Origin of the sequence: Actinomycetospora endophytica (assembly GCF_021026375.1) — a bacterium.
GTDB classification, from domain to species: Bacteria; Actinomycetota; Actinomycetes; order Mycobacteriales; family Pseudonocardiaceae; genus Actinomycetospora; species Actinomycetospora endophytica.
In genome coordinates this window covers 1-21,134 of sequence record NZ_JAJNDB010000009.1, presented here as the reverse complement: position 1 = coordinate 21,134, position 21,134 = coordinate 1, and the positions used below count along the sequence as shown (strand labels likewise).

The 21,134-nt window shown below is 71.4% G+C and carries 20 protein-coding genes; 7 read left to right on the top strand and 13 right to left on the bottom strand.

From position 1 onward, the window contains the following. Positions 1 to 452: 452 nt before the first annotated feature. The 6 genes from LQ327_RS30085 to LQ327_RS30060 form a co-directional block, all read right to left on the bottom strand. Positions 453 to 1,397, bottom strand: a complete 945-nt coding sequence (locus tag LQ327_RS30085; protein WP_230739843.1) for an acyl-CoA dehydrogenase family protein — start codon at positions 1,395 to 1,397, stop codon at positions 453 to 455. Between the two features lie 316 nt (positions 1,398 to 1,713). After that, on the bottom strand, positions 1,714 to 2,427 hold the full coding sequence (locus LQ327_RS30080; RefSeq protein WP_230739841.1) for a glycosyltransferase family 2 protein: 714 nt from the start codon (positions 2,425 to 2,427) through the stop codon (positions 1,714 to 1,716). Next, complete coding sequence (locus LQ327_RS30075; RefSeq protein WP_230739839.1) at positions 2,424 to 3,050, bottom strand: class I SAM-dependent methyltransferase; 627 nt, start codon at positions 3,048 to 3,050, stop codon at positions 2,424 to 2,426. Before LQ327_RS30075 ends, LQ327_RS30080 begins: the two co-directional genes overlap by 4 nt. Continuing rightward, the gene (locus LQ327_RS30070; protein WP_230739837.1) at positions 3,047 to 3,805 is read right to left on the bottom strand and encodes a PIG-L deacetylase family protein; all 759 of its coding nucleotides are present in this window, start codon (positions 3,803 to 3,805) and stop codon (positions 3,047 to 3,049) included. Before LQ327_RS30070 ends, LQ327_RS30075 begins: the two co-directional genes overlap by 4 nt. A 286-nt stretch (positions 3,806 to 4,091) precedes the next feature. Continuing rightward, entirely contained in the window at positions 4,092 to 4,778 is a 687-nt protein-coding gene (locus LQ327_RS30065; RefSeq protein WP_230739835.1) for a DUF8453 domain-containing protein, read from the bottom strand. A 256-nt stretch (positions 4,779 to 5,034) separates the two neighbouring features. Then, positions 5,035 to 6,642: a Na+/H+ antiporter gene (locus tag LQ327_RS30060; protein WP_230739833.1), complete on the bottom strand. Its 1,608-nt coding sequence runs from the start codon at positions 6,640 to 6,642 to the stop codon at positions 5,035 to 5,037. 523 nt (positions 6,643 to 7,165) lie between these two features. On the opposite strand from LQ327_RS30060, the gene LQ327_RS30055 reads away from it, so the two are divergent. From LQ327_RS30055 to LQ327_RS30035, 5 genes are all read left to right on the top strand, one after another. Beyond that, the gene (locus LQ327_RS30055) at positions 7,166 to 7,543 is read left to right on the top strand and encodes a DUF2267 domain-containing protein (RefSeq protein ID WP_230739831.1); all 378 of its coding nucleotides are present in this window, start codon (positions 7,166 to 7,168) and stop codon (positions 7,541 to 7,543) included. A 118-nt stretch (positions 7,544 to 7,661) separates the two neighbouring features. Beyond that, positions 7,662 to 7,916 carry a helix-turn-helix domain-containing protein gene (locus LQ327_RS30050; RefSeq protein ID WP_230739828.1) on the top strand — a complete coding sequence of 85 codons (255 nt, stop codon included), beginning with the start codon at positions 7,662 to 7,664 and terminating at the stop codon, positions 7,914 to 7,916. A 908-nt stretch (positions 7,917 to 8,824) separates the two neighbouring features. Continuing rightward, positions 8,825 to 9,421, top strand: coding sequence for a DUF1206 domain-containing protein (locus LQ327_RS30045; protein ID WP_230739826.1), 597 nt, complete (start codon positions 8,825 to 8,827; stop codon positions 9,419 to 9,421). Continuing rightward, positions 9,384 to 9,698 (top strand): DUF1206 domain-containing protein, encoded by a 315-nt coding sequence (locus LQ327_RS30040; protein WP_230739824.1) that lies wholly within the window; start codon positions 9,384 to 9,386, stop codon positions 9,696 to 9,698. Before LQ327_RS30045 ends, LQ327_RS30040 begins: the two co-directional genes overlap by 38 nt. Before the next feature lie 284 nt (positions 9,699 to 9,982). Next, entirely contained in the window at positions 9,983 to 10,321 is a 339-nt protein-coding gene (locus LQ327_RS30035) for a YciI family protein (protein ID WP_230739822.1), read from the top strand. A gap of 309 nt (positions 10,322 to 10,630) precedes the next feature. Here LQ327_RS30035 and LQ327_RS30030 read toward each other — a convergent pair whose 3' ends face one another. The 4 genes from LQ327_RS30030 to LQ327_RS30015 form a co-directional block, all read right to left on the bottom strand. Continuing rightward, positions 10,631 to 11,116, bottom strand: coding sequence for a hypothetical protein (locus LQ327_RS30030; protein ID WP_230739820.1), 486 nt, complete (start codon positions 11,114 to 11,116; stop codon positions 10,631 to 10,633). A gap of 31 nt (positions 11,117 to 11,147) precedes the next feature. Beyond that, complete coding sequence (locus LQ327_RS30025) at positions 11,148 to 11,630, bottom strand: hypothetical protein (protein WP_230739818.1); 483 nt, start codon at positions 11,628 to 11,630, stop codon at positions 11,148 to 11,150. Beyond that, complete coding sequence (locus tag LQ327_RS30020; protein WP_308286404.1) at positions 11,627 to 13,546, bottom strand: glycoside hydrolase family 15 protein; 1,920 nt, start codon at positions 13,544 to 13,546, stop codon at positions 11,627 to 11,629. The genes LQ327_RS30025 and LQ327_RS30020 overlap by 4 nt, the downstream gene beginning before the upstream one ends. A gap of 165 nt (positions 13,547 to 13,711) precedes the next feature. Next, entirely contained in the window at positions 13,712 to 14,623 is a 912-nt protein-coding gene (locus LQ327_RS30015) for a VOC family protein (RefSeq protein WP_230739814.1), read from the bottom strand. Positions 14,624 to 14,996: 373 nt separating this feature from the next. Between LQ327_RS30015 and LQ327_RS30010 the strand changes: the two genes are divergently transcribed. Together LQ327_RS30010 and LQ327_RS30005 are read left to right on the top strand one after the other, a co-directional pair. Beyond that, positions 14,997 to 16,625 (top strand): HD domain-containing phosphohydrolase, encoded by a 1,629-nt coding sequence (locus tag LQ327_RS30010; RefSeq protein WP_230739812.1) that lies wholly within the window; start codon positions 14,997 to 14,999, stop codon positions 16,623 to 16,625. Positions 16,626 to 16,666: 41 nt separating this feature from the next. Continuing rightward, positions 16,667 to 17,293: a class I SAM-dependent methyltransferase gene (locus tag LQ327_RS30005; RefSeq protein ID WP_230739810.1), complete on the top strand. Its 627-nt coding sequence runs from the start codon at positions 16,667 to 16,669 to the stop codon at positions 17,291 to 17,293. 58 nt (positions 17,294 to 17,351) lie between these two features. Here LQ327_RS30005 and LQ327_RS30000 read toward each other — a convergent pair whose 3' ends face one another. From LQ327_RS30000 to LQ327_RS29990, 3 genes are all read right to left on the bottom strand, one after another. Beyond that, the gene (locus LQ327_RS30000) at positions 17,352 to 17,639 is read right to left on the bottom strand and encodes a hypothetical protein (RefSeq protein ID WP_230739808.1); all 288 of its coding nucleotides are present in this window, start codon (positions 17,637 to 17,639) and stop codon (positions 17,352 to 17,354) included. 412 nt (positions 17,640 to 18,051) lie between these two features. Continuing rightward, complete coding sequence (locus LQ327_RS29995; protein WP_230739806.1) at positions 18,052 to 18,606, bottom strand: response regulator; 555 nt, start codon at positions 18,604 to 18,606, stop codon at positions 18,052 to 18,054. Further along, positions 18,603 to 21,134, bottom strand: a 2,532-nt coding sequence (locus tag LQ327_RS29990) for an ATP-binding protein (protein ID WP_230739804.1), incomplete at its 5' end; no start/stop codon positions are given. The genes LQ327_RS29995 and LQ327_RS29990, both read right to left, overlap by 4 nt.

Here is a 21,134-nt window from a genome sequence, read left to right as displayed (position 1 = left end):
GCCCGACGTTGCCGGACGCAACCGGGAACAGTGACAAAGCTCGTCCGGTTGCGAACCTCACCATCTACATTCGTGCAGTGGATATGAAGTCCGCGTACAGCGGATGACGAATAGACCAAGAACTTGCCGGTGGAGCGAGGTGCGGTCAGCTGCGCAGCGTGCGACTCGGAGGCTGCCCGTAGTGCTGGTGATACGTCACCGAGAACCGGCCCGCGTGAGCGAACCCCCAGACTGCTGCGATGCCGGCGACGGTGTCGCCGCGGGTGGGGTCGCCATGCGGCAGGCGCGATAGCGGGACGTCGGAGACCCGGGCCCGTGGTCGTTCCCTCCCCCGGTGACGGAGGTCGGGTCTGCCCGGCCTCGTGTCGGCCCGAACCGCCTCGACGGCGTGGCAGACCTTCAGCCGCAAGATCACGGCGAGCCGCGTCGCAGCGTGGCTCGACCCTGCGGGCTCAGAGCCGGAGCCCCCGCGGGGTGGCGCCGTCGAGCTCGGTCGCCAGGCGGCCGAGAGCGGCGAGGTCACGTTCGGCGTGACTTTGGCGGACATAGACCTCGAGGTCGGCGACGTGTCGGGCGTGGACAGCGTCCTGAGCCAGTGGTCTCGGGCCGGTGGCGCGGCCGGTACTCCGCACTGCGGTCTCCACGGCCGCCTCGACGACTGCCCGCACCCGCAGCGCCCGGCGCCGCGCCGTGAGGATGGACTCTGCGCGGGCGCCGGGATCGGTGATCGCGGCAGCGGCTTCCCGCAGCGCGGCACCCGCGGCACCGAGAGCAGCATCGATGTGGCCACGGTGCGCGGCGTCGTGCTCGTCGCCGCCGCCGTCCGAGCGCGCTCGCAGCGGCCCGCTCGCCCCGAGTGCGCCACCGAACCACACCGCCGCCACGCCCACGGCGTCATGCCAGAACCGGGGCCGCCAGAGGTACTCGCCCGGCTCGCCGACGGCGCGGGCCGGCACGTCGTCGAACCGCACGGCGGTGGTGCCGCAGCTACGCATGCCGATCCCCTGCCAGGTGTCGTCGGCGCGGCTGAAACCCGGTTCGGAGAGGTCCACCGCGAACAACCGGTCGCCGTCCGGCGCGTCGGCGGTCACCAGTGCGTGGGTGCAGCGATCCGCTCCGGAGCACCATGCCTTGGCACCGCTCAGCCGCCAGCTGCCGGCCTCCCACCGTCCGCGGATCTCGGACCCGCTCGCGCCGTCCGAGGCCCACACACCCCACAGGGACCCCGGCGTCACGGCGGTCCCGCCGAGATCGGCGACCGTGGTGGCCGCGTCGAGATGACCTTCGGCCAGCCTCGCCACGTTGAGGTCTCGCTCGGCGACCTGGGCGAGTATCTGCCAGTTGGTCAACGTGTGGGCCGGCGGCGCGGGGTCGACCACGAAGCGGGACACAGTCACGGCGAGCGCGTCACGACCACTCGACGACGGTGCGAGAGACACAGAACGACCTCAGCGGAGCCACGGGCGCCCTACCGGGACACCACGGACGGGCAGGGACGAGCCGCCGGACTTCGACGCTGTCCCCTCGGACGCGGCTGGGTCTCAACCGCGCGCGGATGACCGTCCCGCCGACCCGGAAAACGCCCAGTTCCGTGTGGCCCGGGTCGTCACCGGCGCCCTGAGTCTCCGGGACTTCTGGCTGCTCGCTCGATGCCGCCGGTGGGTTGGTGCGCCAGTCCCGCGGTTCGGTCGCCGCGACCTACCGTGAGGCAGTTCAGCCCCGGGCCGGCTCCGCGGACGCCGACGACCCGAGCTCGGCGAGCCGCCCCGCGAAGCCGTCGGCCGCGCGTCCGACCCGCCGGGCGCTGGTGAGCACCGGGCTGCGTCGCGTGCGCTGCACGGTGAAGCCGCCCGCGCCGAGCGCGTCGACCAGCGCGACGTCCTCGCCGGTCGGCAGGCCGCGGAAGCCGCCGCAACGCCGGTAGGCCTCGGCGCTGACACCGAGGTTGGCGCCGTGCACGTGGGGGTGCGGATCCCCAGCCCGGTCGTAGACGTCGCGGAACCAGAGCTGGGCACCGGAGCCCTGGTCGCCCCAGTCGTCCACGTATACGGCGCCGACGCGGGCATCGGCGCCGCGCTGCCAGGCTTCGAGCTGCGCGAGCAACCAGTCCGGCGGCACCCGGGAATCGGCATCGGTCGTGGCCACCCATCCCGGTCGGGGGCCTCGCTGGTCGAGCAGCTCGCGGCAGCCGGCGTCGCGGGCGCGACCGACGCAGCGGACGTCGACCGAGAGGGTCTCGACTCCGTGGGCCGATGCCACCTCCGCGGTGGTGTCGGCACAGGCGTCCAGGACGGCGAGCGTTCGGACCACGGCCCGCCCCGAGACCCAGCGCGCGGCTCGAGCGACTGCCTCGAGGCAGTCGCCGAGCAGCTCGGCCTCGTCGTGGGCCGGGATGACCACGCCCAGCACCGGCAGAGGGACGATCAACGGACACCCGCACGGAGCGCCACCGAGCGGGCCGGCGGCGGCACCCGGACGAGGACGTCGAGTCGGAAGTCCGCCTCCCGGTGCTCGACCAGCCTCTCGAGTCCGTCGACATCGGCGAGCTCGTCGTGCACCCGGTCTCCGGTCACCGGGTACTCCGGTGCTTCGCGTAGCCAGTGCACCGCGAGCAGGGTGCCGCCGGGCTCGAGCGCGGCGACGAGGTTGCGCCAGAGCCGACCGCGATCCGGCGTGCCGAGGTAGTAGGCGATCTCCGAGACGACGACGAGGTCGAACAAGCCGTCGGGCAGGTCGTCGGGAACGCCGCCGCGAGTGACGCGGACGTGCTGCCGGCCCGCGAGGCGGGCGCGGGCTCGGGCCAGGGCCGGCTCGGCGATGTCGAGGCAGTGCAGCTCGGCGCAGCGGGCGGCGAGCAGCTCCGAGAGGGCTCCGCCGGCGCAGCCGGGTTCGAGGCCGCGGCGGTAGCGGGGTTCGGGCAGGGCCCCGAGGACGACGGCACGCTTGCGGTCCTCGTACCAGGACGACTCGAGTCCCCACGGGTCGTCCTCGCTCGCCCAGAGCCGGTCGAAGTGCTCCGGGCCCAGGGAGATGGCCGGATCGGGGGTCACGAGCCGGTCCACAGCACCTCGATCTCGCGGACGAGCCGGTCCAGGACCCGCGGCGGCAGCACGGCGGCGTCGCGCGGATCGCTCGACAGCGACTCGATCTGAGATGTGAAGCAGTCGACGGCCGACCGCTTGGCGCGCCAGGCGCCGGCGGGCAGCGTGATCGCGACCGCACCGCCGCGGGCGACCGCCTCGTCCTCCGGCGTGGCCCAGTGCCACAACCACACGGCGTAGTGCCACACCGCGGCACCCCGACAGCGCGCGGCCTTCCGGGCCACCTCGGCCACGGCGTCGTGGTCGGGATGCCCGTCGCCCGGGATCGGGGCCAGGACGGTGTCGCCGGGCTCGAGCAGCGACATCAGGTGATCGCGGAGGACTGCGCGGTAGGCGATCACGGCGCCGTCGGGCAGTCCGGTACGAACGATGCGGGCGTCGGACAGCCCGAGCTCGTCGAGCGCCCGGCGCCGCTCGTCGTCGCGCCGTAGAGCGAGCTCGTCGGGGGTGAGCGTCGGGCTACCAGGGTGGCTGGCCTCGCCGTAGGTCACGGCGACGACCACGATCGGGACACCGTCGGCGGCCCACGCGGAGAGGGTCCCTCCGGCGCCGAGGATCTCGTCGTCCGGGTGCGGAGCCAGCACCACCACCCTGCCGGGCGGCCGGCGCCCACCAGGATCGAGACGGGGCAGCGTGGCGAGGAACTCCGACGCGCGCCAGCGGGCCTCGTCGGTACCCGGGCCGGTCAGGTCGCGCGGGGTCACGGTCGCACTCCGGCCGGGGCTGCGCCCTCGACGCGGGAGGCGAGCACCAGGGAGTCACCGGCAAGCGGCGGGAAGGAAGGAGGCATCGATCGACCCCAGCGACAGCGAGGGCGCCCCGGGCCGGGACGCGGCATCTTCGCGGGCCACCGCACTCCTGTGCGGCCGGCCCCGCCTGCAACGGCTGGGTCTCAACCACGAGAAGATGACCGACCCCGGCGTGCGGCAAACCCCGGGTCACGGCCACCGTGCTCGCTCTCGGCACGACGTGGTGGGCGCGGGCGGCGACTCAGGCCTGGTCGATCGAGGCAGCGGTCACGGCGGGCTCGCCGGTGGGCCCGGGCGCTGACCCCGGCGTCCCTCCCCCATCGTCCCCGGACGCGTTCGAGACCGGGGACCCTTCGGCGGTGCTGACCCCACCCTCGCTCTCGCCGGCCTGGTCGTGGGCGTGCTCGTGGGGGTGAGGTGGCTGCCGCAGGCCCCGGTAGACGGCGGGCTGGATATCCCATTCGTGGCGGTACTCGGTGCCCGGCAGATCCTCGTAGCTGACGTGGACGATGAAGTCGGCGCCCTCGAGCCCGTTCTCCCGCAGGAATTCCATCTGGTCCTCGAGGTCATCCCAATAGCACGTGATGCGAGCGCCCGGCGCCAACGAGGTCAGCCCGATGGTGAACAGGGACAGCTCGGAGATCACGACCCCGTCGCTGGATTCGATCGGGCGGGCGAACGCGAAGCTGATGTGCTTGGCCGGCCCCTGGCCGACGTTCTCCACGGCCAGGCTCAGCGCGCCGGAAGCGTGGTCGTACTCGTCGTGCACCGCGACGACCGGGCGTCCCCCGGCGAGGAACTCCTGCTGGACCTCGCGCACGGACGAGCGCGCTTCGCGGAGCTGGAAATAGATCACCACGATGAAGACGGCGTACAGCAGTGGCGAAAGCACTTGGGCGACGCTGGTGACGATACTGAGCGCCTGCACCGGCTCACCTCTTTCGCGAGCGACGAGCGGTCGCCGTCGGGCCCGGCCGCGCCGTTGTGGACCGCGCTCGCTTCGCCAGGACGTCTGGGTCGTGGTCGGGCAGCGCGGACGCGGGGCCACGTGCGGTCGTCGCCTGAGCGGCTTGGAGCCGACGGCTACCCGGCGTCGCCCCGTGGGGAATCGACCGACTCGACTGAGCCGCCGCGCCGATCTCGGCGGCGGGTCGCCGGCCCACCGCAGCATGCGGGACGGCTCGTCACGCCAGGAGCGCGGCCTGTTCGAGGTCGAGTTGGTGCTGGATGCGGACGAACGCGTCCTCGCCGAGCGTTCCGGCGTTGCGCAACGCCAGGAGCCGGGAACGCTCGGCGGCGAGAACGGCCTGTCCGTAGCGCCGGTACGTGTGGCGCGTCGACTCGCCGTCCTGAGCGGCATCGACGTCGCCGGGCGCCGGTTCCTCCACGGACACCTCGGCGAGGCGCTCCGCGGCGGAGTTCCGGCGATTGTCGACACGACGACGGAGCTGTTCGACGACCGCGCGGCGGCCCGGCTCCTCGCGCTCGAGGCGCCCGAGGCACTCCAGGGCGGCGTCCGCGGCGAGCCGACGCGCCCGGGCCTCCTCCTGGGCCTCCTCGACCGCTTCGCCGCGCATCCCGGGCAGATGTCGGGCCAGCGCGGGCAGGGTCAGTCCGTGTCCGAGCAGGGTGGCGAGGATGACGACGAACGTCACGAAGACGAGCAGGTCGTGGTCCGGAAAGCCGCGCCCGTCGGGCAGGACCGTCGGGACGCTGAGCACCGCGGCCAGGGAGACGGTGCCGCGCATCCCCGACCACGCGGTCAGGGTCGTCTCCTTCCACGACGCGTGCCGCCTGCGGATCAGTCCGGGGAGGACCTGCTCGGCCACCAGCAGCCACCCCGCCCGCACGACGGCGAGGGTCACGACGACGGCGGCGCTCACCCCGGCGACGATCTCGACCGGCGTGCCGGCGATGCCGGCGACCACGTCACGCAGCTGAAGCCCGACCAGCAGGAACAGCACGCCCTCGAGCAGCCACGAGACGGCGGTGCCGACGGCGCCGGTCACCACGCGCGCCCCGGGCTCGATGATCGTCGTGGCGCGGTGGCCCAGGTAGAGCCCGGCGACCACGACCGCGACCAGCCCGGACGCCCCCAGTTCCTCGGCCGGCAGGAACGCCACCAGAGGTGCGACGAGGTAGACGACCACATCGGTGTAGGGATGGGTCACCCGGGCGCGGACCGCGCCGACGACCAGTCCGGCGACGCCGCCCACCGCGACGCCCCCCGCCCCGGCGAGCAGGAACTGACCGGCGGCCGCGGAGAACGAGACGGTCCCGGTCTCCACCGCCCCGACTGCCACGGTGAGCGCGGTCAATGCGGCGGCATCGTTGAACAGACTCTCGCCCTCGAGCAGCGCCACCACCCGCCGTGGAAGGCGGATGTTGCGCGCGATCGCGGTAGCCGCCACCGCATCGGGCGGCGCGACGACCGCCCCGAGCACGCAGGCGGCGGCGATGCCGAGACCGGGGACCAGCGCGGACGCCACCGCGCCCACCGCGAGCGCGGACGCCACCGTCAACCCGACCGAGAGCAACAGGATCGACCGCACGTGCACCCGGAACGTCGGCAACGACGCGGCGAACGCCGCGCCGTAGAGCAGCACGGGTAGGACCACCACGAGCACCAGCTCGGGATCGATGTGGAAGTCCGGCATCCCCGGGACCCACGACAGCCCGACCCCGACCACCAGCAGAGCCACCGGCTCGGGAACCCCGCCCCGGCGGGCCCCGGCCCGAACCACCGCCGTGATGATCACGAGGCCGACCACCCCGGTCACGAGTGCGATCACCTGAGCTTCCTCCCTGCCTGGCACGACCCTTGACCGGGCCGGTGTGACCGCGGCCGCCGAACAGCTGGACCGCTTCTGTCCCGAGCCGGCTCGTACGGGGCCGGGCGACCGTTCTACGAGGCGGACGTCGAGGGCTCAGCGGACTCACCGGGGGCCGGGGACGGCTCGGATACGCACCACGGCACGGCTCCAGACCTTCGACGTGTTCGAGGTCGCGGAGTGGACTGCGTCGCGAACCTGTCGTGAGGCGATCGTCCGTGGCCCGGACACGCGGTCGCAGAGGTCTTGAACCGCGGCACCAGGCTCGGCACTCGACCCCCTGGCGAAACCCCGAGTTGCGGCGGCCCGCCCGCCGCTCGGGGTGTCGCGCCGCACCGGGATCGCTGTCGATCTCGGCGGGTGAACCCTGCCGTGACCGGGTAGGCCGCGTCCGGCAGTTCGAGAGTCTGCCCCGCTCCGGTGGGTGCAGCCGTTGAACATGCTCGGTGATCCCGCCGAGAGCGGCCACGAAAGGAGTGACCGTATGCAGTACGGCGAGATCGTCAATCAGGTGAACAACGACCTCGGTCTCGACGACCGAGCCCGGGCGGACGCCATCGTGGTCAACACGCTGGAGCTCCTCGGACAGCGCGTGGCGGGCAACGAGCCCGCCAAGCTGGCTGCCCAGCTCCCGCAGGAGCTCAAGGAGTCGCTGACCCGGCACGCCGGCGCGGCAGAGACCTTCGACGTCGACGAATTCCTCCGCCGCCTCGCCCAGCGCGAGGGCCAGGGCGTGGACCCTGAGCAGGCCCGGCGGCACGCGCAGAGCGTGTTCGCCACCCTCGGGAGTTTCGTCTCGCAGGGGGAGCTCGACGACGTCCGGTCTCAGCTGCCGGCCGGGTACGCACCGCTGTTCGCCTGAGCCTCGGAGGTGCCCGGTCGGCGGGTCTCGCGACCTGCCGACCGGGCATCCCTGGCGAATCCCAAACGTTGCTCCAGGTAATGAAACGATCTGTTGAAGCGGCTGTCAGACTGAGCGCATGGGGGATCATCTTGACGCGGACTCGCTGGCGAGCCTGCCGACCCCCTCGCGCGGTCGGCGAGGGTTGAGCGCTGACGAGAGCCATCAGGCCCGGCAGGTGCTGGCGGCCCACTACGAGAACGGGGCGACCATTCGCGGCCTCGCCGACGCCAGCGGATACAGCTTCGGGCGGGTACGCGAACTGCTGCTGGAGGCGGGCGTGACCCTGCGCCGCCGCGGCGGCCCCCAGAGGTCCACACCACGTGAGAGCTAGAGCGGTGCGCTGACCCCCGCGCCTCTCCGGCCGGCCGCCCGACCCACCGGCCTCGAGCAACCGGCCGGGATCTCGGCGGCCGCGGGCACGGAGGGAACGGGGCGCGACACACGTCACTGCGAAACCGCCCGTGGCCGGCAACCACATCACCGGTTCGGCCGAGTCCGCGGCCGATCTTCGTGCGTCCTTACTGCGCGGGATCGGCGTCAGGGCCGGACCCGAACTCGGTCCGCCCGGTGCGGGCCCGAAGGCGGAGGGAGAGCGCGACGTGACAGCGGTCGACGTCGAGGACCAGGTGATCGAGTGCGCATGTGGTCAGCAACTGCCGGACCGTGGTTGGGCGACCTGGACTCCTTGCTGGTGCCGACCGGCGCCGGACGGTCGGCACGGACACTACGTACGTCACTGCCCGTCCTGCGGCGGCTCGGTCTACCCGCCTGACCACGACCTGTGACGCGTTTACCGGGCCCACAGCTCCGGCCGATCCGAGCCCGTCACGACGGCCCCTGTGCCAGCGGCCTGGCTGATGGGCAGGTCGGCGGCGGAGCGCGACAGCGCGGAAGATCAGGCAGCGCGTCCGCGTCTCGTCGCCAGAACCCTCATCCGGGGTCTGGGGCGAGTCTTCAGGGAAGCCTCAGCTGGTCCGACGCGCCGGTCCTGACCTCTGCGTGCATCCTTTGACGTACGCGGCCACCAGGACGCGGACCCGCTGCACGGTTCCTGCCAGGAGCGCCGGCCCCTTGTCCCCCGCGCTGCATCCCCGCCACCGACCTGCGGTGCACCGCTCGGTCCGGTCGTGCGTCGGCCCGGTCTCACCCGACCCGTCGCCCGAGCCCGCACCCGCGGAGCCTGACGAGCTCGATCAACCTCACGCTGAGGTCCGGGAGCCGACCTCGCGGCGCCTCCGGATGCCGGGCCAGGTCCGCCGGATATCTGCCTGGGCCACCGGAGAAGCCGGCGATGCAGGCGCCCGTGGGGTCGAGGTCCTCGGCCGGGGCGGCCTGATCGCCTACGGCGTGCTGCATCTGCTGCTGGCCGGGCTCGCCGTCGTCCTGATGACCGGGAGCCCGACCGTGCACGCCGACCAGGAAGGCGCCATCGCCGTGATCGCGGGCATCGGCCCGGTCGGCGCGGGGCTGCTAGGCCTCTCGATCCTGGGCCTGGTTGCGTTCGGTGTGTGGCAGGTCCGCGCCGCTCTCGTCGGATTCCGGTGGACCGCCGGCGGCGAACGGACGCGGAAACGGATCGGCGCCGCTGGGAAGGCGATCGCCATGTTCTCGATCGCCTCGCTCGCCTTCCCACCCGCGATCGGACCGCTGCGCGGCCCGCCTCCGGGCGGACCACCTGCTCCCTCGGCGCCGCACGCCGTGAACGACCTCGTCGGGAGCATCCTCGCGCTGCCCGCTGCCCGCTGGACGCGGACTCGTGGCCGCAGCCGCCGCCGTGTCACTGGGGATGGCGGTCGCCATGTGCTGGACCGGTCTGCATACGACCTACCTCGGTGACCTCGACGCCGACCGACTCACCCCACGTCTACGCCGTGCCGCGATCGTCGCGGGCAGCTATGGCAACCTCGCCCGCGCGGCCCTCACGGGCGCTGTCGGGGTGCTGTTCGTCGCCGCGGCGTTCACCGACGATCCGCGACGCTCCGGCGGATTCACCCACGCGATGCGCCTCATCGAGGACGGTGCGGCCGGGATCGTCGCCCTGATCCTCATCAGTGGCGGCCTCGGCGCCTACGGCATCTACTGCTTCGTCGACGCCTACGCCAGACGAGCCTGAAGTCGACGTCGTAGCCCATGAAGCGCTCCTTCGGCCTCCCCGCGGAGGCGTTGTCTGAGTCGCTTCTCAGCGCAGAGGCACCTGATGGCGCAGGAAGTCACGCTGATCGACGACGACCGCGGGGCGAACGGGTCACACCCTGATACGACCCGAGGGCGCACCTGTCGACCATATCGAGCGGTCAGCCCCGGGCTGCACACGACCGTACCGACGGCCTCGTTGAAGTCGATCACCGATGTGCATCGACCTACGCTGGCGCCTCGACGCGATCAAGGGAGTAGAAGATGGACTCGACCGTGACCGACGAGCAGATCCGTGACCTGGCGGCCTCCGCGAAGTCCTACAGCCTGGTGATGCTGCGGTGGGCTCCGCAGCGACACCAGGACGGTGCCGAGGGCATCGAGTTGGAACATCAGCGTCGAATGGTCTCGCTGCGCGCGGACGGCGTCATCGCTGTCCTGTGCCCGATCCCCTCCGACACCATGGCGGGCGTGGCCGTCATGTCGGTGTCCGTCGAGCAGGCTCGAGAGACCATGGCCATGGACCCGTGCGTCCAAGCCGGCATGATGACCGTCGAGGTCTACCCGTGCCTCGGCTTTCCCGGAGACTCCTTGCCCGAGTGACCTCACCGTCCGGGCAACACCGGAATGACGTGTCGAGCGCACGCGAGAGCTGTCCGATTCGCCCGCTGATGCGCGGACCCTCCGACGGAATCGTGCGTCGACCCCGCGCAGCGGCTCCACCGCAGAGCGTTGCCGCCGCGAATCATCTGCGCAGTCTCCGCTTGCCGGTGATCACGGGTAAGGGTCAGCAGGCCAGTCGTTCAGGAGTCGGAGGGACGAGAAGGCCGGTCCGCCTGCCGCGCAGCCACCGCTGGTTCACTGGACGGACGGGACCCCGCTGGGTCGCCCTGCTCATCGGTCGTGCGTCCGCTATGTCGGGAGGTCGAACTCCTCGGCGAGGTCGGGTGGGAGGTGAGCGAGGTCCAGGGCGACCCCGTCGATCAGGCAGCGGATGCGGACCCGGCCCAGAACCCGACCGAGTCGCGGGTGGTGGGCGCCCAGTCCGTTCAGGTCGACCACGAGATGACGGGTGGCGAGCGGGCGCAGTCCGCGCAGCAGCAGGTCGAGATCGTCGACCGCTTGCCGGTCGAACCGTCCGCCGAGGGCCAGCGCCACGCACCCTCCGCCGAATCCGCGCGCCGCGGCGCCCGGTGGGCCCGAGGTGCCCCCGACCTGATGGTTCACGTCTGCTGTCGCCTCGCCGAGCGCCTGCGACAACGTGGATCGGCGCGCCTGCGGGCCCTGCAGAGCGTTGATCGAGGCCGTCAGCCGGCCGACGCCGCTCGTGGTGCACGTCGCCGGGAGCCCAGGCTCGTGGCGGCGGGCGGGCCGCAGCGCGCCATGTCGTGTCGTCATCGCGTCCCCCACCGCTTCCGACCGTGGGATGTCACCGTGGCACCGGTGGCCAGGGCTGTCGTGTCAGCCGACCGCGCCGAGCCGCGGTGGCGACCGCGACCCTGATCGCGATGACGACCACCGTGGCGCCGGCCACCGAGATGACGGGCCATCGGTAGTCCGCGACGATCTGGCGGCCGAACACCGCGCCGAGCGCCCCGACGGTGACCACCGGGAAGGCGAGGAGTATCAGCGGCTTCGACCAGCGACCAGGTGCGAGCGCCGCAGCGACGATCAACACCAGCGCGACATGGAAGACGATGACCGGGGCGAGGCCTGCGGCCCGGGCGGCGGCGACCGACCACCCGTAGCGCACCTGCCAGACCAGCAGCACGTGACCGAGCACGACGGCCGCGGTGATCATGATCAGCCGGCGCGACGCACGCCCGAGGACCTGGCCCACCGCCGCCGCGCACAGACCGAGGTAGCCGAGGAAGGCCAGCCCGAAGGTCACGGCGGTGGCGGGGTCGGTCACTGCGCTCGCCGCTGCGCTTCGGAGATCGACCACGCCGCGTTGACCAGCCCGATGTGGCTGAAGGCCTGGGGAAAGTTGCCCAACAGCTCACCGGTGCTCTCGTCGACCTCCTCGGCGAGCAGCCCGACGTCGTTGAGGTAGCCCGCCGCGCGGGCGAACACCGCCTCTGCCCGGTCGAGCTGGTCGGCGTCGGCGAGGGCCCGCGCCAGCCAGAACGTGCACAGCAGGAAGGTGCCCTCCTCCCCCGCCAGCCCGTCGACCCCGCCCTCGGTGCGGTAGCGGTAGACCAGTCCGCGCTCGTCGGTGAGTCGGTCGGCGACGGCGTCGATGGTCGCGAGCATGCGCGGGTCGTCCGCGGGCAGGAACCCGACGATGGGCATCATCAGGTTGCTGGCGTCGAGGTCGGTCGAGCCGAACGACTGGGTGAACGACTTCGCGGTGTCGCTCCACCCCTCGGTCAGGATCGCCCGCCGGATCTCCTCGGCGGCGGCGCGCCAGGCGTCGACGCGGTCGGCGGCCCGCAGTGGCTCGGCGAGGGTGATCGCGCGGTCCAGGGCCACCCAGCACATCAGCTTGGAGTACAGGAAGTGCCGTGGTTCGCCGCGGACCTCCCAGATGCCCTGGTCGGTCTCGCTCCAGCGGCGGGCCGCGGTGTCGGCACACGCGACGAGGAACTCGCGCCAGGCGCCGGCGCCCGGGTGATCGGGGTTGAGCTGCTCGAACAGGCGGTGTGCGGCGCCGAGCAGCTCGCCGTAGACGTCGATCTGGCGCTGATTCCAGGCGCCGTTGCCGACCCTGACGGGGCGCGAGTCCCGCCAGCCCGAGAGGTGGTCCAGGGTGCGCTCGGTGAGGTCGTGCTCGCCGCCGATCCCGAACATGATCTGCAGGTCACCGGCTCCGGCGGGGCCGTCCGGGTCGCTGCGGCCCGGCCCACGCACCGAGGCCGCGGCGCTGACCGCGAGGTAGTCGAAGAACTGGTGGGCCTCATCCGGGCAGGCGGCCACCCACAGCGCCTCGAGGGTGAAGCTCGCGTCGCGCACCCAGGTGTAGCGGTAGTCCCAGTTGCGCTCGCCGCCGATGCCCTCGGGCAGCGAGGTGGTCGCCGCGGCCACGACCGCGCCGGTGGGCTGATAGCTCAGTGCCTGCAGTACGCGCCCGCTGTGATGCACCAGCTCTCGCCACGGGCCCTGATAGCTCTGGTGCGCCCGCGACCAACCACGCCAGGCCTCGACGGTCTCGCGCAGGGCGGTGTCGAGCTCCTCGGCTTCGCACGGTTCAGGGAACGCCTCCGAGGTGCTCCGGTGCGCGAGCCCGAAGATCCTGCGCTCGCCGGCGTCGAGGATCACCGTGCCGAGGGCTCGGGTGCCGACGACCTCGAGCGGGGTGGGACATGAGAGGAGCAGGACGTCCCCGCCGCCGCGGACCAGGAGCCCGGTGGGTATCGGCTGGATCAGCGGATCGATCAGTCCGTACTCCGGACGGGGCGCGAACTCGATCCGCGCCTCGACCCTGCCGGCGGTGCACTCGAGAGATCGCAGCAGCATCCGCGGCGCCGCGGCGCCGAGCGTGTGGGGGTCGGTGCTGGGGCCGGTCGCCATGGCATCGGTGAGGACCAGCGTGCCGGTCGCGGTGGTGAACGTCGTCTCCAGCACCATGGTCTCGTCGACGTACCGGCGGCTCGTCGTGATCCCGTCGGCGTCGGCGGGGGCAATCGCGAAGTGGCCGGCGTCGGCATCGAGCAGCCGGGCGAACACGGAAGGGCTGTCGAACCGCGGGAAGCACAACCAGTCCACCGACCCGTTCCGGCTGACCAGCGCCGCGCTGTGCCGATCGGAAAGCAACGCGTAGTCCGCGATGGCCGTGGTGCTCATGGTCGCTCCCAACAGGTGCCGTCTCCGGGGTGGAGACGGACGCACGGGTGCTGACCCGGCGGCCACGCCGGCCGTTACACGGTGGCTCCCGCTCCGCACCCGGACGGGGGTGTCACGGCACCCACAATGGCACTGACGATGGCCGGATGGGGATAGATGGGTGAGCGACTACGGAGCCCGCCGGTGCGGGTGCGCTGAAATGACTGCCGCTCACGGGCTGTCGGGCGCGCCCAGGGGACGCTCGAGCCACACCCGGTCGCGGAGGGGAATGCCGGCGATGTCGGCGTCCTCCGGGTAACCGCTCGCCGGTCCGAACGCGTCGCGTTCCACCGCATACATCCGGAAGCCATGCCGCTGGTAGAACCGCAGGTTGTCGACGTCGGCGGCAGCGGTCGCCACCCTGACACCCCGCACGCCTTCGGCGGTGAGCAGCGCGAACGCAGCGCGTAGCAGTCGGCCGCCGAGTCCTCGTCCCTGGAGCCCCTCGTACACGGCCATGTTCTTCACCTCGGCCTGGTCGGTTCCGGAGCCGCCGAGCAGCTGCAGGTGACCGACGGCCTCCCCGCGCAGACGCAGGATTAGGACCCGACCCGTGTCGAGATAGGACTCGAGCGAGCTCGGCGAATCCTCGGCGAGCTCGAAGAGCGGTCGGAGGTCGTCCCGCTCCCCGCGGTAGAGCTCGACGTCCACCGGGCCGGGCGAGCCGACGAGCCGCTCGGCCATCAGGACGACCCGCCACCCGTCGGGGTCCTCGACGGTGATCGCGCCGTGCTCGAGCCAGTACGGATTCTCCGGTGTCACCGCCCCATGGCCCCCGCGAGCCAGCCGAGCGGCGACGTCGTGCACCCGGGCCGGCTCCCCGAAGGAGAACACCAGCAGGTTGTCCCTGCTCGGCGCCGGGCCCGGGCTCCCGTCCTCGTGCTCGGTGAACTCCAGGTGGTGGTCGACACCGGGCAGGCCCAGCAACACGCCCCGATATCCGGCGTGGCCGGCGAAGCGGTCCAGCTCGAGCAGCCCCAGCCCGTCCCGATAGAAGGCGACCACCGCGTCGAGCTGGTCCGTAGGCCGAGCGATCCGCACCTGCTGGGCAGGCAGAGCGGCGGGCCATTGCAGCGATGTCATGCCGGTCCTCCGATGACGCCGACGGGGCCGGGACAACCTTGCGTGAGATGCCCGTCGCTCGACCAGACCGCATCGTCGGGGTGAGGGCCGGTCACGTCGCGATCAGGACTCCGAGCGGCACATCTCGTCCTGTCACCCGGGGCGCGAGGGCCCCCGGGTCGACCCGGGACCTTCGGCCCTGGGCGGGGCGGGCGATCGGTCCGAGGCTTGCGGACACTCCTCATGCCGGACCCGCCCGAGGGAGGGCACGATGCCCGCTGGACGCGACACGTCGCTCGACGAGCGATCGCACGGCGGCTCGCCCTGATCACCGGTGTCGGACACGACCGTCCGCGGCTCTGCGGACAGCGGTGACCCATCCGCGCGAGGGCGGGTGCGGCTCGCGGAGCTGGTAGCCGCCCTGTCGCTGGGCGTGGACCTCGGATTCGGCCAGCCGATGGAGCACGTGCTGCGTCAGACCAGGATCTCGATGCGGCTGGCGGAGACGATGGGTCTTGCAGAGTCCGAACAGTCGGCCGCCTACCACACGGCGCTCATGGTCAACGTCGGCTGCCACTCCGACGCCCACGAGCAAGCCAAGTGGTTCGGCGACGACATCGCCCTCAAGGCCAAGAAGTACGAGCACGAACTCGGGAGCCTGGCCGCCGCCCTCGCGACGATGCGCACCCTCGGTAAGGGAAATCCCCCGTTGCACAGGTTTCGGGTCGGAGTCGAATTCGCGATCTCGGGGCACCACGACCTGAACGGCATGATCGCCCAGCACTCGGCGCTGGGGCGTCGGCTCGCCGGACAGCTCGGACTGTCCCGCGCCGTGCAGGAGGCCGTCGGCGCCGCCTACGAGCAGTGGGACGGCAAGGGGTGGCCCGGCGAACTCCGCGGCAACGCCATCCCCATGGCCTCGCGGCTCGCGCAGATCGGCGAGTTCACCGAGGTGGCCCACCGGATCGGCGGCACCTCCGCGGCGGTCTCGCTGGCCCGGAAGAGGGCCGGGACCCAGTTCGACCCCGAGGTCGCCGAGGTGTTCTGCGCCCACGCCGACGACATCGTGTCAGGTCTCGACGACGCCGAGACGTGGGCCGCCGTCATCGGAGCGGAGCCCTCGCTGGCGGTGCATCTCTCGTGGTCCCAGTTCGATGAGGCGCTGTTCGCCATCGCCGAGTTCGTCGACCTCAAGTCGCCCTACATGCTCGGTCACGCTCGCGGAGTCGCCGAGCTGGTGGGCGCCGCCGCAGCATCGCTCGGGCTCGGACGCACCGAGAGCGACGTGCTCCGCCGCGCCGGTGTGGTCCACGGCTTGGGCCGCCTCGGAGTCTCCAACGCCATCTGGGACAAGCGTGGGGCCCTCGGCGCCGGCGAGTGGGAACGGGTACGCATGCACCCGTACCTGACCGAGCGCATCCTCAGCCAGTCCAGCACCCTCGCCCCCCTCGGAGCCATCGCCGCAGCGTTGCGCGAGCGCCTCGACGGATCGGGCTATCCCCGTCGCCTGCCGGGTTCGGCCATCCCGCTCTCCGCCCGGGTGCTCGGTGCCGCCGACGCCTACCAGGCGATGCGCGAACCCCGACCGCATCGGAGCGCGCTGACACCCCGCGAGGCCGCGACGGAGCTGCGGCGCGAGGTCACGGCCGGTCGTATGGCCGGCGACGCCGTCGAAGCCGTCCTCGGTGCCGCCGGTCACCGGATGACCCGCCGGCGCACCGGCCCCGCCGGGCTCACCGCTCGGGAGATCGATGTGCTGCGGCTGGTCTCGCGCGGCGTCGCGACCCGCGAGATCGCGTCGCAACTGGTCATCTCGCCCAAGACCACACGCAACCACATCGAGCACATCTACACGAAGATCGGTGTCTCGAACCGAGCCGGGGCGAGTCTGTTCGCCGTGCAGCACGGGCTGCTGCCCGACGAGGAGCCCCCGTCCGTGGCCGGAGAAGATGGGGCAATCGCCCCACGATCGCGGCAGCACCCTCCCCTACCTTCGAAGAAAGGCACGAGGAGGACCCGATGAGCTTACGAAGGCGATTGTTCGCCGCGATCTACGACCGTCAGATGCGCCGCACCGAGAAAGCCGGTCTCGCCGAGATGCGCCGGCAAGTGGCGGACAGATGCGAGGGCAAGGTACTCGAGGTCGGCGCAGGCACCGGAGCCAACATCGCCCATTACCCCGCCGCCGCGACCGAGGTCACGCTCACCGAGCCCGATGTGCACATGATGCGACGACTCGAACGTCGTGCACGCGATTCCGCACCCTCGACGAAGGTGCTCCGGGCCCCCGCCGAGGACCTCCCCTTCGAGGACGGCGCCTTCGACACGGTGGTCTCCACGCTGGTGCTCTGCGGCGTCGACGACGCGCCCCGCGCCGTCCGGGAGCTCCGGCGCGTCCTCCGCCCCGGGGGACGTCTCCTCTTCCTCGAGCACGTCCGCGCGACGGATGCAGTCGCGGCGCGGAAGCAGGACAGAATGAATCGGATCAACCGCGCCCTGGTGTGCTGCGACTGCAACCGGCCCACCCTCGCGGTCCTCGAGGATGGCGGCTTCACGGTCACCTCGCTCGCGCACACCGAGCTGCCGAAGGCCCCCAGCTTCGTCCGCCCCGTCATCCTCGGAGAGGCCGTGTCGCCGTCCACCGAGGTCGACAGCGCTGACCGGTCCGAGCCGGCCGAGTCGGCCCGGTGAGCTGCGCGGACCGCGCACATCGTGCGACCACAAGGGGGCGGCCGTGTGCCACGGCCGGTCACCCCCATCGGGTGGGCCGCACGGCGCGATGCGACTCGACGAGGGCGAGGTAGTCCGACTCGCGCCAGAGCCGCTCGGGCCGCACCCGCGCATCGCTCGGCGCGCCGTCATGGCGGATGGTGACGTACGGGCCCGGGCCGTCGGCGACGTAGGTCCCGGAGTAGACCAGCACCCGGCCCTCCATCATCAGGCCACGCCAGACCACCCGGTCGCCGGAGGTGTGGGTCGCGGTCCGACGCCGCTCGGCGTCCGCGATCCCGCGGTTCAGCCACCGAAAGCCGAACATGTGGACCCCCTCGTCGCTGACGATCCCCGTCGATGTCGACGCTGGATCCGTCGACATCCGCCGGCGGCCACCCGATGAGAGTTCTTCAGCTGCCGGTCAGGGCCGGGGCCGAGACGCCGATGCTCACTCTCGTGCTCGATCAACGCGCCCGATTGTGAGGCTGAGTCCAGTTCTGTTGCCGCGGGAGGATGGCAATCGAAGAATGACGATCTGTCTCAAGCTGAGACTGCGTCAGTCTGATACACCCGCCGGCCATCCAGCGTCGCTAAGCTCAATTCGCCTTTCGAGCAGTCGCTGACGCGCGATGGGTAGGGGTGGTCGGATTACTGTGGCCGGGAGCCGACCACCCCATTAACACCACCCCGAGGTCCGGTCCGACACCGCTGCCGACCGAATTCTGGAGGTCGCCCATTCACCGGCGCCGCGGCCTCGTCACCGCGCCATCGGCGAGGGCCTCGCGCAGCAGCGTCACGGCACTCTCGACTTCGGACGGGTCTTCTGACAACGCGGTCACGGCACCATCGACAGCAGCTCGCAGGTCCCGTAGCTCGCCGGCCTGGGCCGTGAGCTCGGCCTGGACGTTCCACAGATCAGCGAAGACTTCCACCTTCGAACGCAGAACCCACGGGTCGAACGGCTTGGTGATGTAGTCGACCGCGCCGACCTCGTAGCCGCGGAACGCGAGGTGCGCGTCATAATTCACGGCAGTCAAGAAGATGATCGGGATGTGTCGGCTTCGCTCCCGTTGCTTGATGTGCTCGGCGGTCTCGAACCCGTCCATGCCGGGCATGTGGGCGTCGAGCAGGATGACCGCGTGATCGTTGGTGAGGAGCTTCTTGAGAGCCTCCTCGCCGCTGGTGACGGGGTCGATGTCGATCGGAATGCCCTGGAGGATCGCCTCCAGGGCGATCAGGTTCTCCCGGCGGTCGTCCACCGCGAGCACCCGGGGAGTCGGCAGCTTCCTCACGGAGCGCTCCCCGTGCTCGATCGCTCGGACCCGCAGCGGGTGGACATCACCGAGAGCAGCTCGTCGAGGTCGACGGGTTTGGTGAGGTAGTCGCTGGCCCCCGCCCGGAAGCTGGCCTCACGGTCCTCGGGCATGGCCTTGGCCGTCAGGAACACGATGGGGAGGTCGGCCCCGGTCGGGAGGGCCCGGATCCGGCGGGTCGTCTCGTTGCCGTCGATGTCAGGCATCATCGCGTCCATCAGCACGATGGCGGTCTCCGGGTGCTGCCAGAGCAGACGGATGCCGTCCGCGCCGTTGTCGGCGTAGAGCACGTCGATGTGGTGGTGCTCCAGCGCGCTGGTGAGCGCGAAGACGTTCCGGACGTCGTCGTCGACGATCAGAACCGTCAGCCCCGTGAGATCGTCGCCGACGCCGCCGGTAGACCGTGAGAGCGCGGTCGGACGGAGGATCGGTACCGCATCGGCGGTCTCGACGGCAGGCTCGGAGGGGACCTCGGCCGGGCGCGGCGCCGGCGGTTGCGGTGACACGGGAGCCGGGCGGTGCTGCTGGTGCAGGGGCAGGTACAGCGTGAAAGTGGAGCCTTCGCCGATCGTCGAGGTCACCGAGATGATTCCGCCGAGCAGACGCGCGAGCTCCTTGCTGATCGAGAGCCCCAGGCCGGTGCCGCCGAAGCGGCGGCTGGTCGTGCCGTCCGCCTGCTGGAAGGCCTCGAAGATCATGTCGAGCTTCTCGCCGGAGATCCCGATGCCGGTGTCGCTCACCTCGAAGCTGACGAAGCGGTCCGCAGCCGAGCCCGAGTCTTCGGGATCGGCGGCGGCAGAACCGGACGTCCCCCGTTCCGTCACCCCGATCTTCAGACCGACGGTGCCGGCGCTGGTGAACTTCACGGCGTTCGACAGCAGGTTGCGGAGGATCTGGTGCAGCCGCTGCGGGTCCGTGACGAAGGAGTCCGCGCCGGGCGCGATCTCGAGACGAAGGTCCAGTCCCTTCTCCTCCGCCTGTGGCCGGAAGACCATGTCGACGTCGCCGGAGATGTCCGCGAGCTGCACGGTCGTCGGGTGCACGTCCACCCGCCCCGCCTCGATCTTGGACAGGTCGAGGATGTCCTCGATGAGGGCCAGCAGGTCCGATCCGGCGTTGTGGATGGTCGCCGCGAACTCGGTCTGGCGCGGCGAGAGATTGCGTTCGGGATTGTCCGCGAGGAGCCGTGAGAGCAGCAGGAGGCTGTTGAGCGGAGTCCGCAACTCGTGGCTCATGTTGGCCAGGAACTCCGATTTGTACTGGCTCGCCACGGCGAGCTGCTGGGCCTTCTCCTCGACGCCGCGCCGGGCTGCGTCGATCTCCTCGTTCTTGATCTCGATGTTGCGGTTCTGCTCCGAGAGCAGCTCCGCCTTCTCCTCCAGCTCGGCGTTCGTGCGCTGGAGCTCGTCGGACCGCGCCTGCAGTTCCAATGTGAGCCGTTGGGACTGGGTCAGCAGCGCCTCGGTCCGGCGGCTCGCCCGGATGGTCTTGACCGACACGCCGATCGCGTCGACGAGCCGTTCCAGGAATGTCAGGTGCAGCTCGGAGAACGGCGTCAACGAGCCCAGTTCGATCACGCCGAGGGCCTCGCCCTCGAAGGTGACCGGCAGCAGCGCGATGGCAACCGGGGGCGCGGAACCGACCCCGAGCTGGACAGGCAGGTACTCGCGGGGGAAGTCCCGGACGACGAGGGTCCGTTTGGTGGCACCGACCTGCCCCACCAGGCCCTCGCCCGGACCGAACTCCGTGACGATGTCGGGCGCGGAACGGCTTCCGGAGAGGCCGTAGCCGGCGACCAGGCGCCATTGGGTGGAGGCCGTGTCCACCGAGTCGACCGTGTCGTGGTCGTCCCCGTCGCGGTGTGCCAGGAAGAACGCGCCGACCTGGGCGTTCACCAGGGGCGCGATCTCCTGCATGATCATCTGAGCCACGTCCTCGAGGTCGCGCTGGCCCTGCAGGAGCCCGGCGATGCGGGCCAGGTTGGAGTCGAGCCAACCCTGCTCGGCATTGGCGTTGGTGGTCTCGAGGAGGGTGACGATCATCAGGTTGAGGGTGTCCTTGAGCTGGGCGACCTCCCCTTGCGCCTGCACGCCGATCCGCTGGGTGAGGTCGCCCCGAGTCACCGCCGTGGAGACCTCGGCGATCGCGCGCAGCTGAGTCGTCAACGTCGAGGCGAGCTGGTTGACGCTCTCGGTGAGGTCGCGCCAGGTGCCGGCGCCGCCTTGCACCTGGGCCTGGCCCCCGAGTCGGCCTTCGGTGCCGACCTCGCGAGCCACCCGGGTCACCTCGTCGGCGAAGGAGGAGAGCTGGTCGACCATCGTGTTCACGGTGCTCTTGAGCTCCAGAATCTCCCCGCGAGCGTCCACGGTGATCTTCTGCTTCAGGTCGCCGCGGGCGACCGCGGTGGTCACCTGGGCGATGTTGCGCACCTGGGTCGTGAGGTTGCTGGCCAGGTGGTTCACGCTCTCGGTGAGGTCGCGCCAGGTGCCGGCGACGCCCTGGACCTG

What these genes read in the sequence shown, in the direction of transcription:
- LQ327_RS30055 (WP_230739831.1), top strand. Translation starts at nt 7,166, where the DNA reads ATGCAGTACGGCGAGATCGTCAATCAGGTGAACAACGACCTCGGTCTC.
- LQ327_RS30050 (WP_230739828.1), top strand. Translation starts at nt 7,662, where the DNA reads ATGGGGGATCATCTTGACGCGGACTCGCTGGCGAGCCTGCCGACCCCC.
- LQ327_RS30045 (WP_230739826.1), top strand. Translation starts at nt 8,825, where the DNA reads ATGCCGGGCCAGGTCCGCCGGATATCTGCCTGGGCCACCGGAGAAGCC.
- LQ327_RS30040 (WP_230739824.1), top strand. Translation starts at nt 9,384, where the DNA reads ATGTGCTGGACCGGTCTGCATACGACCTACCTCGGTGACCTCGACGCC.
- LQ327_RS30035 (WP_230739822.1), top strand. Translation starts at nt 9,983, where the DNA reads ATGGACTCGACCGTGACCGACGAGCAGATCCGTGACCTGGCGGCCTCC.
- LQ327_RS30030 (WP_230739820.1), bottom strand. Translation starts at nt 11,116, where the DNA reads ATGACGACACGACATGGCGCGCTGCGGCCCGCCCGCCGCCACGAGCCT.
- LQ327_RS30015 (WP_230739814.1), bottom strand. Translation starts at nt 14,623, where the DNA reads ATGACATCGCTGCAATGGCCCGCCGCTCTGCCTGCCCAGCAGGTGCGG.
- LQ327_RS30005 (WP_230739810.1), top strand. Translation starts at nt 16,667, where the DNA reads ATGCGCCGCACCGAGAAAGCCGGTCTCGCCGAGATGCGCCGGCAAGTG.
- LQ327_RS30000 (WP_230739808.1), bottom strand. Translation starts at nt 17,639, where the DNA reads ATGTTCGGCTTTCGGTGGCTGAACCGCGGGATCGCGGACGCCGAGCGG.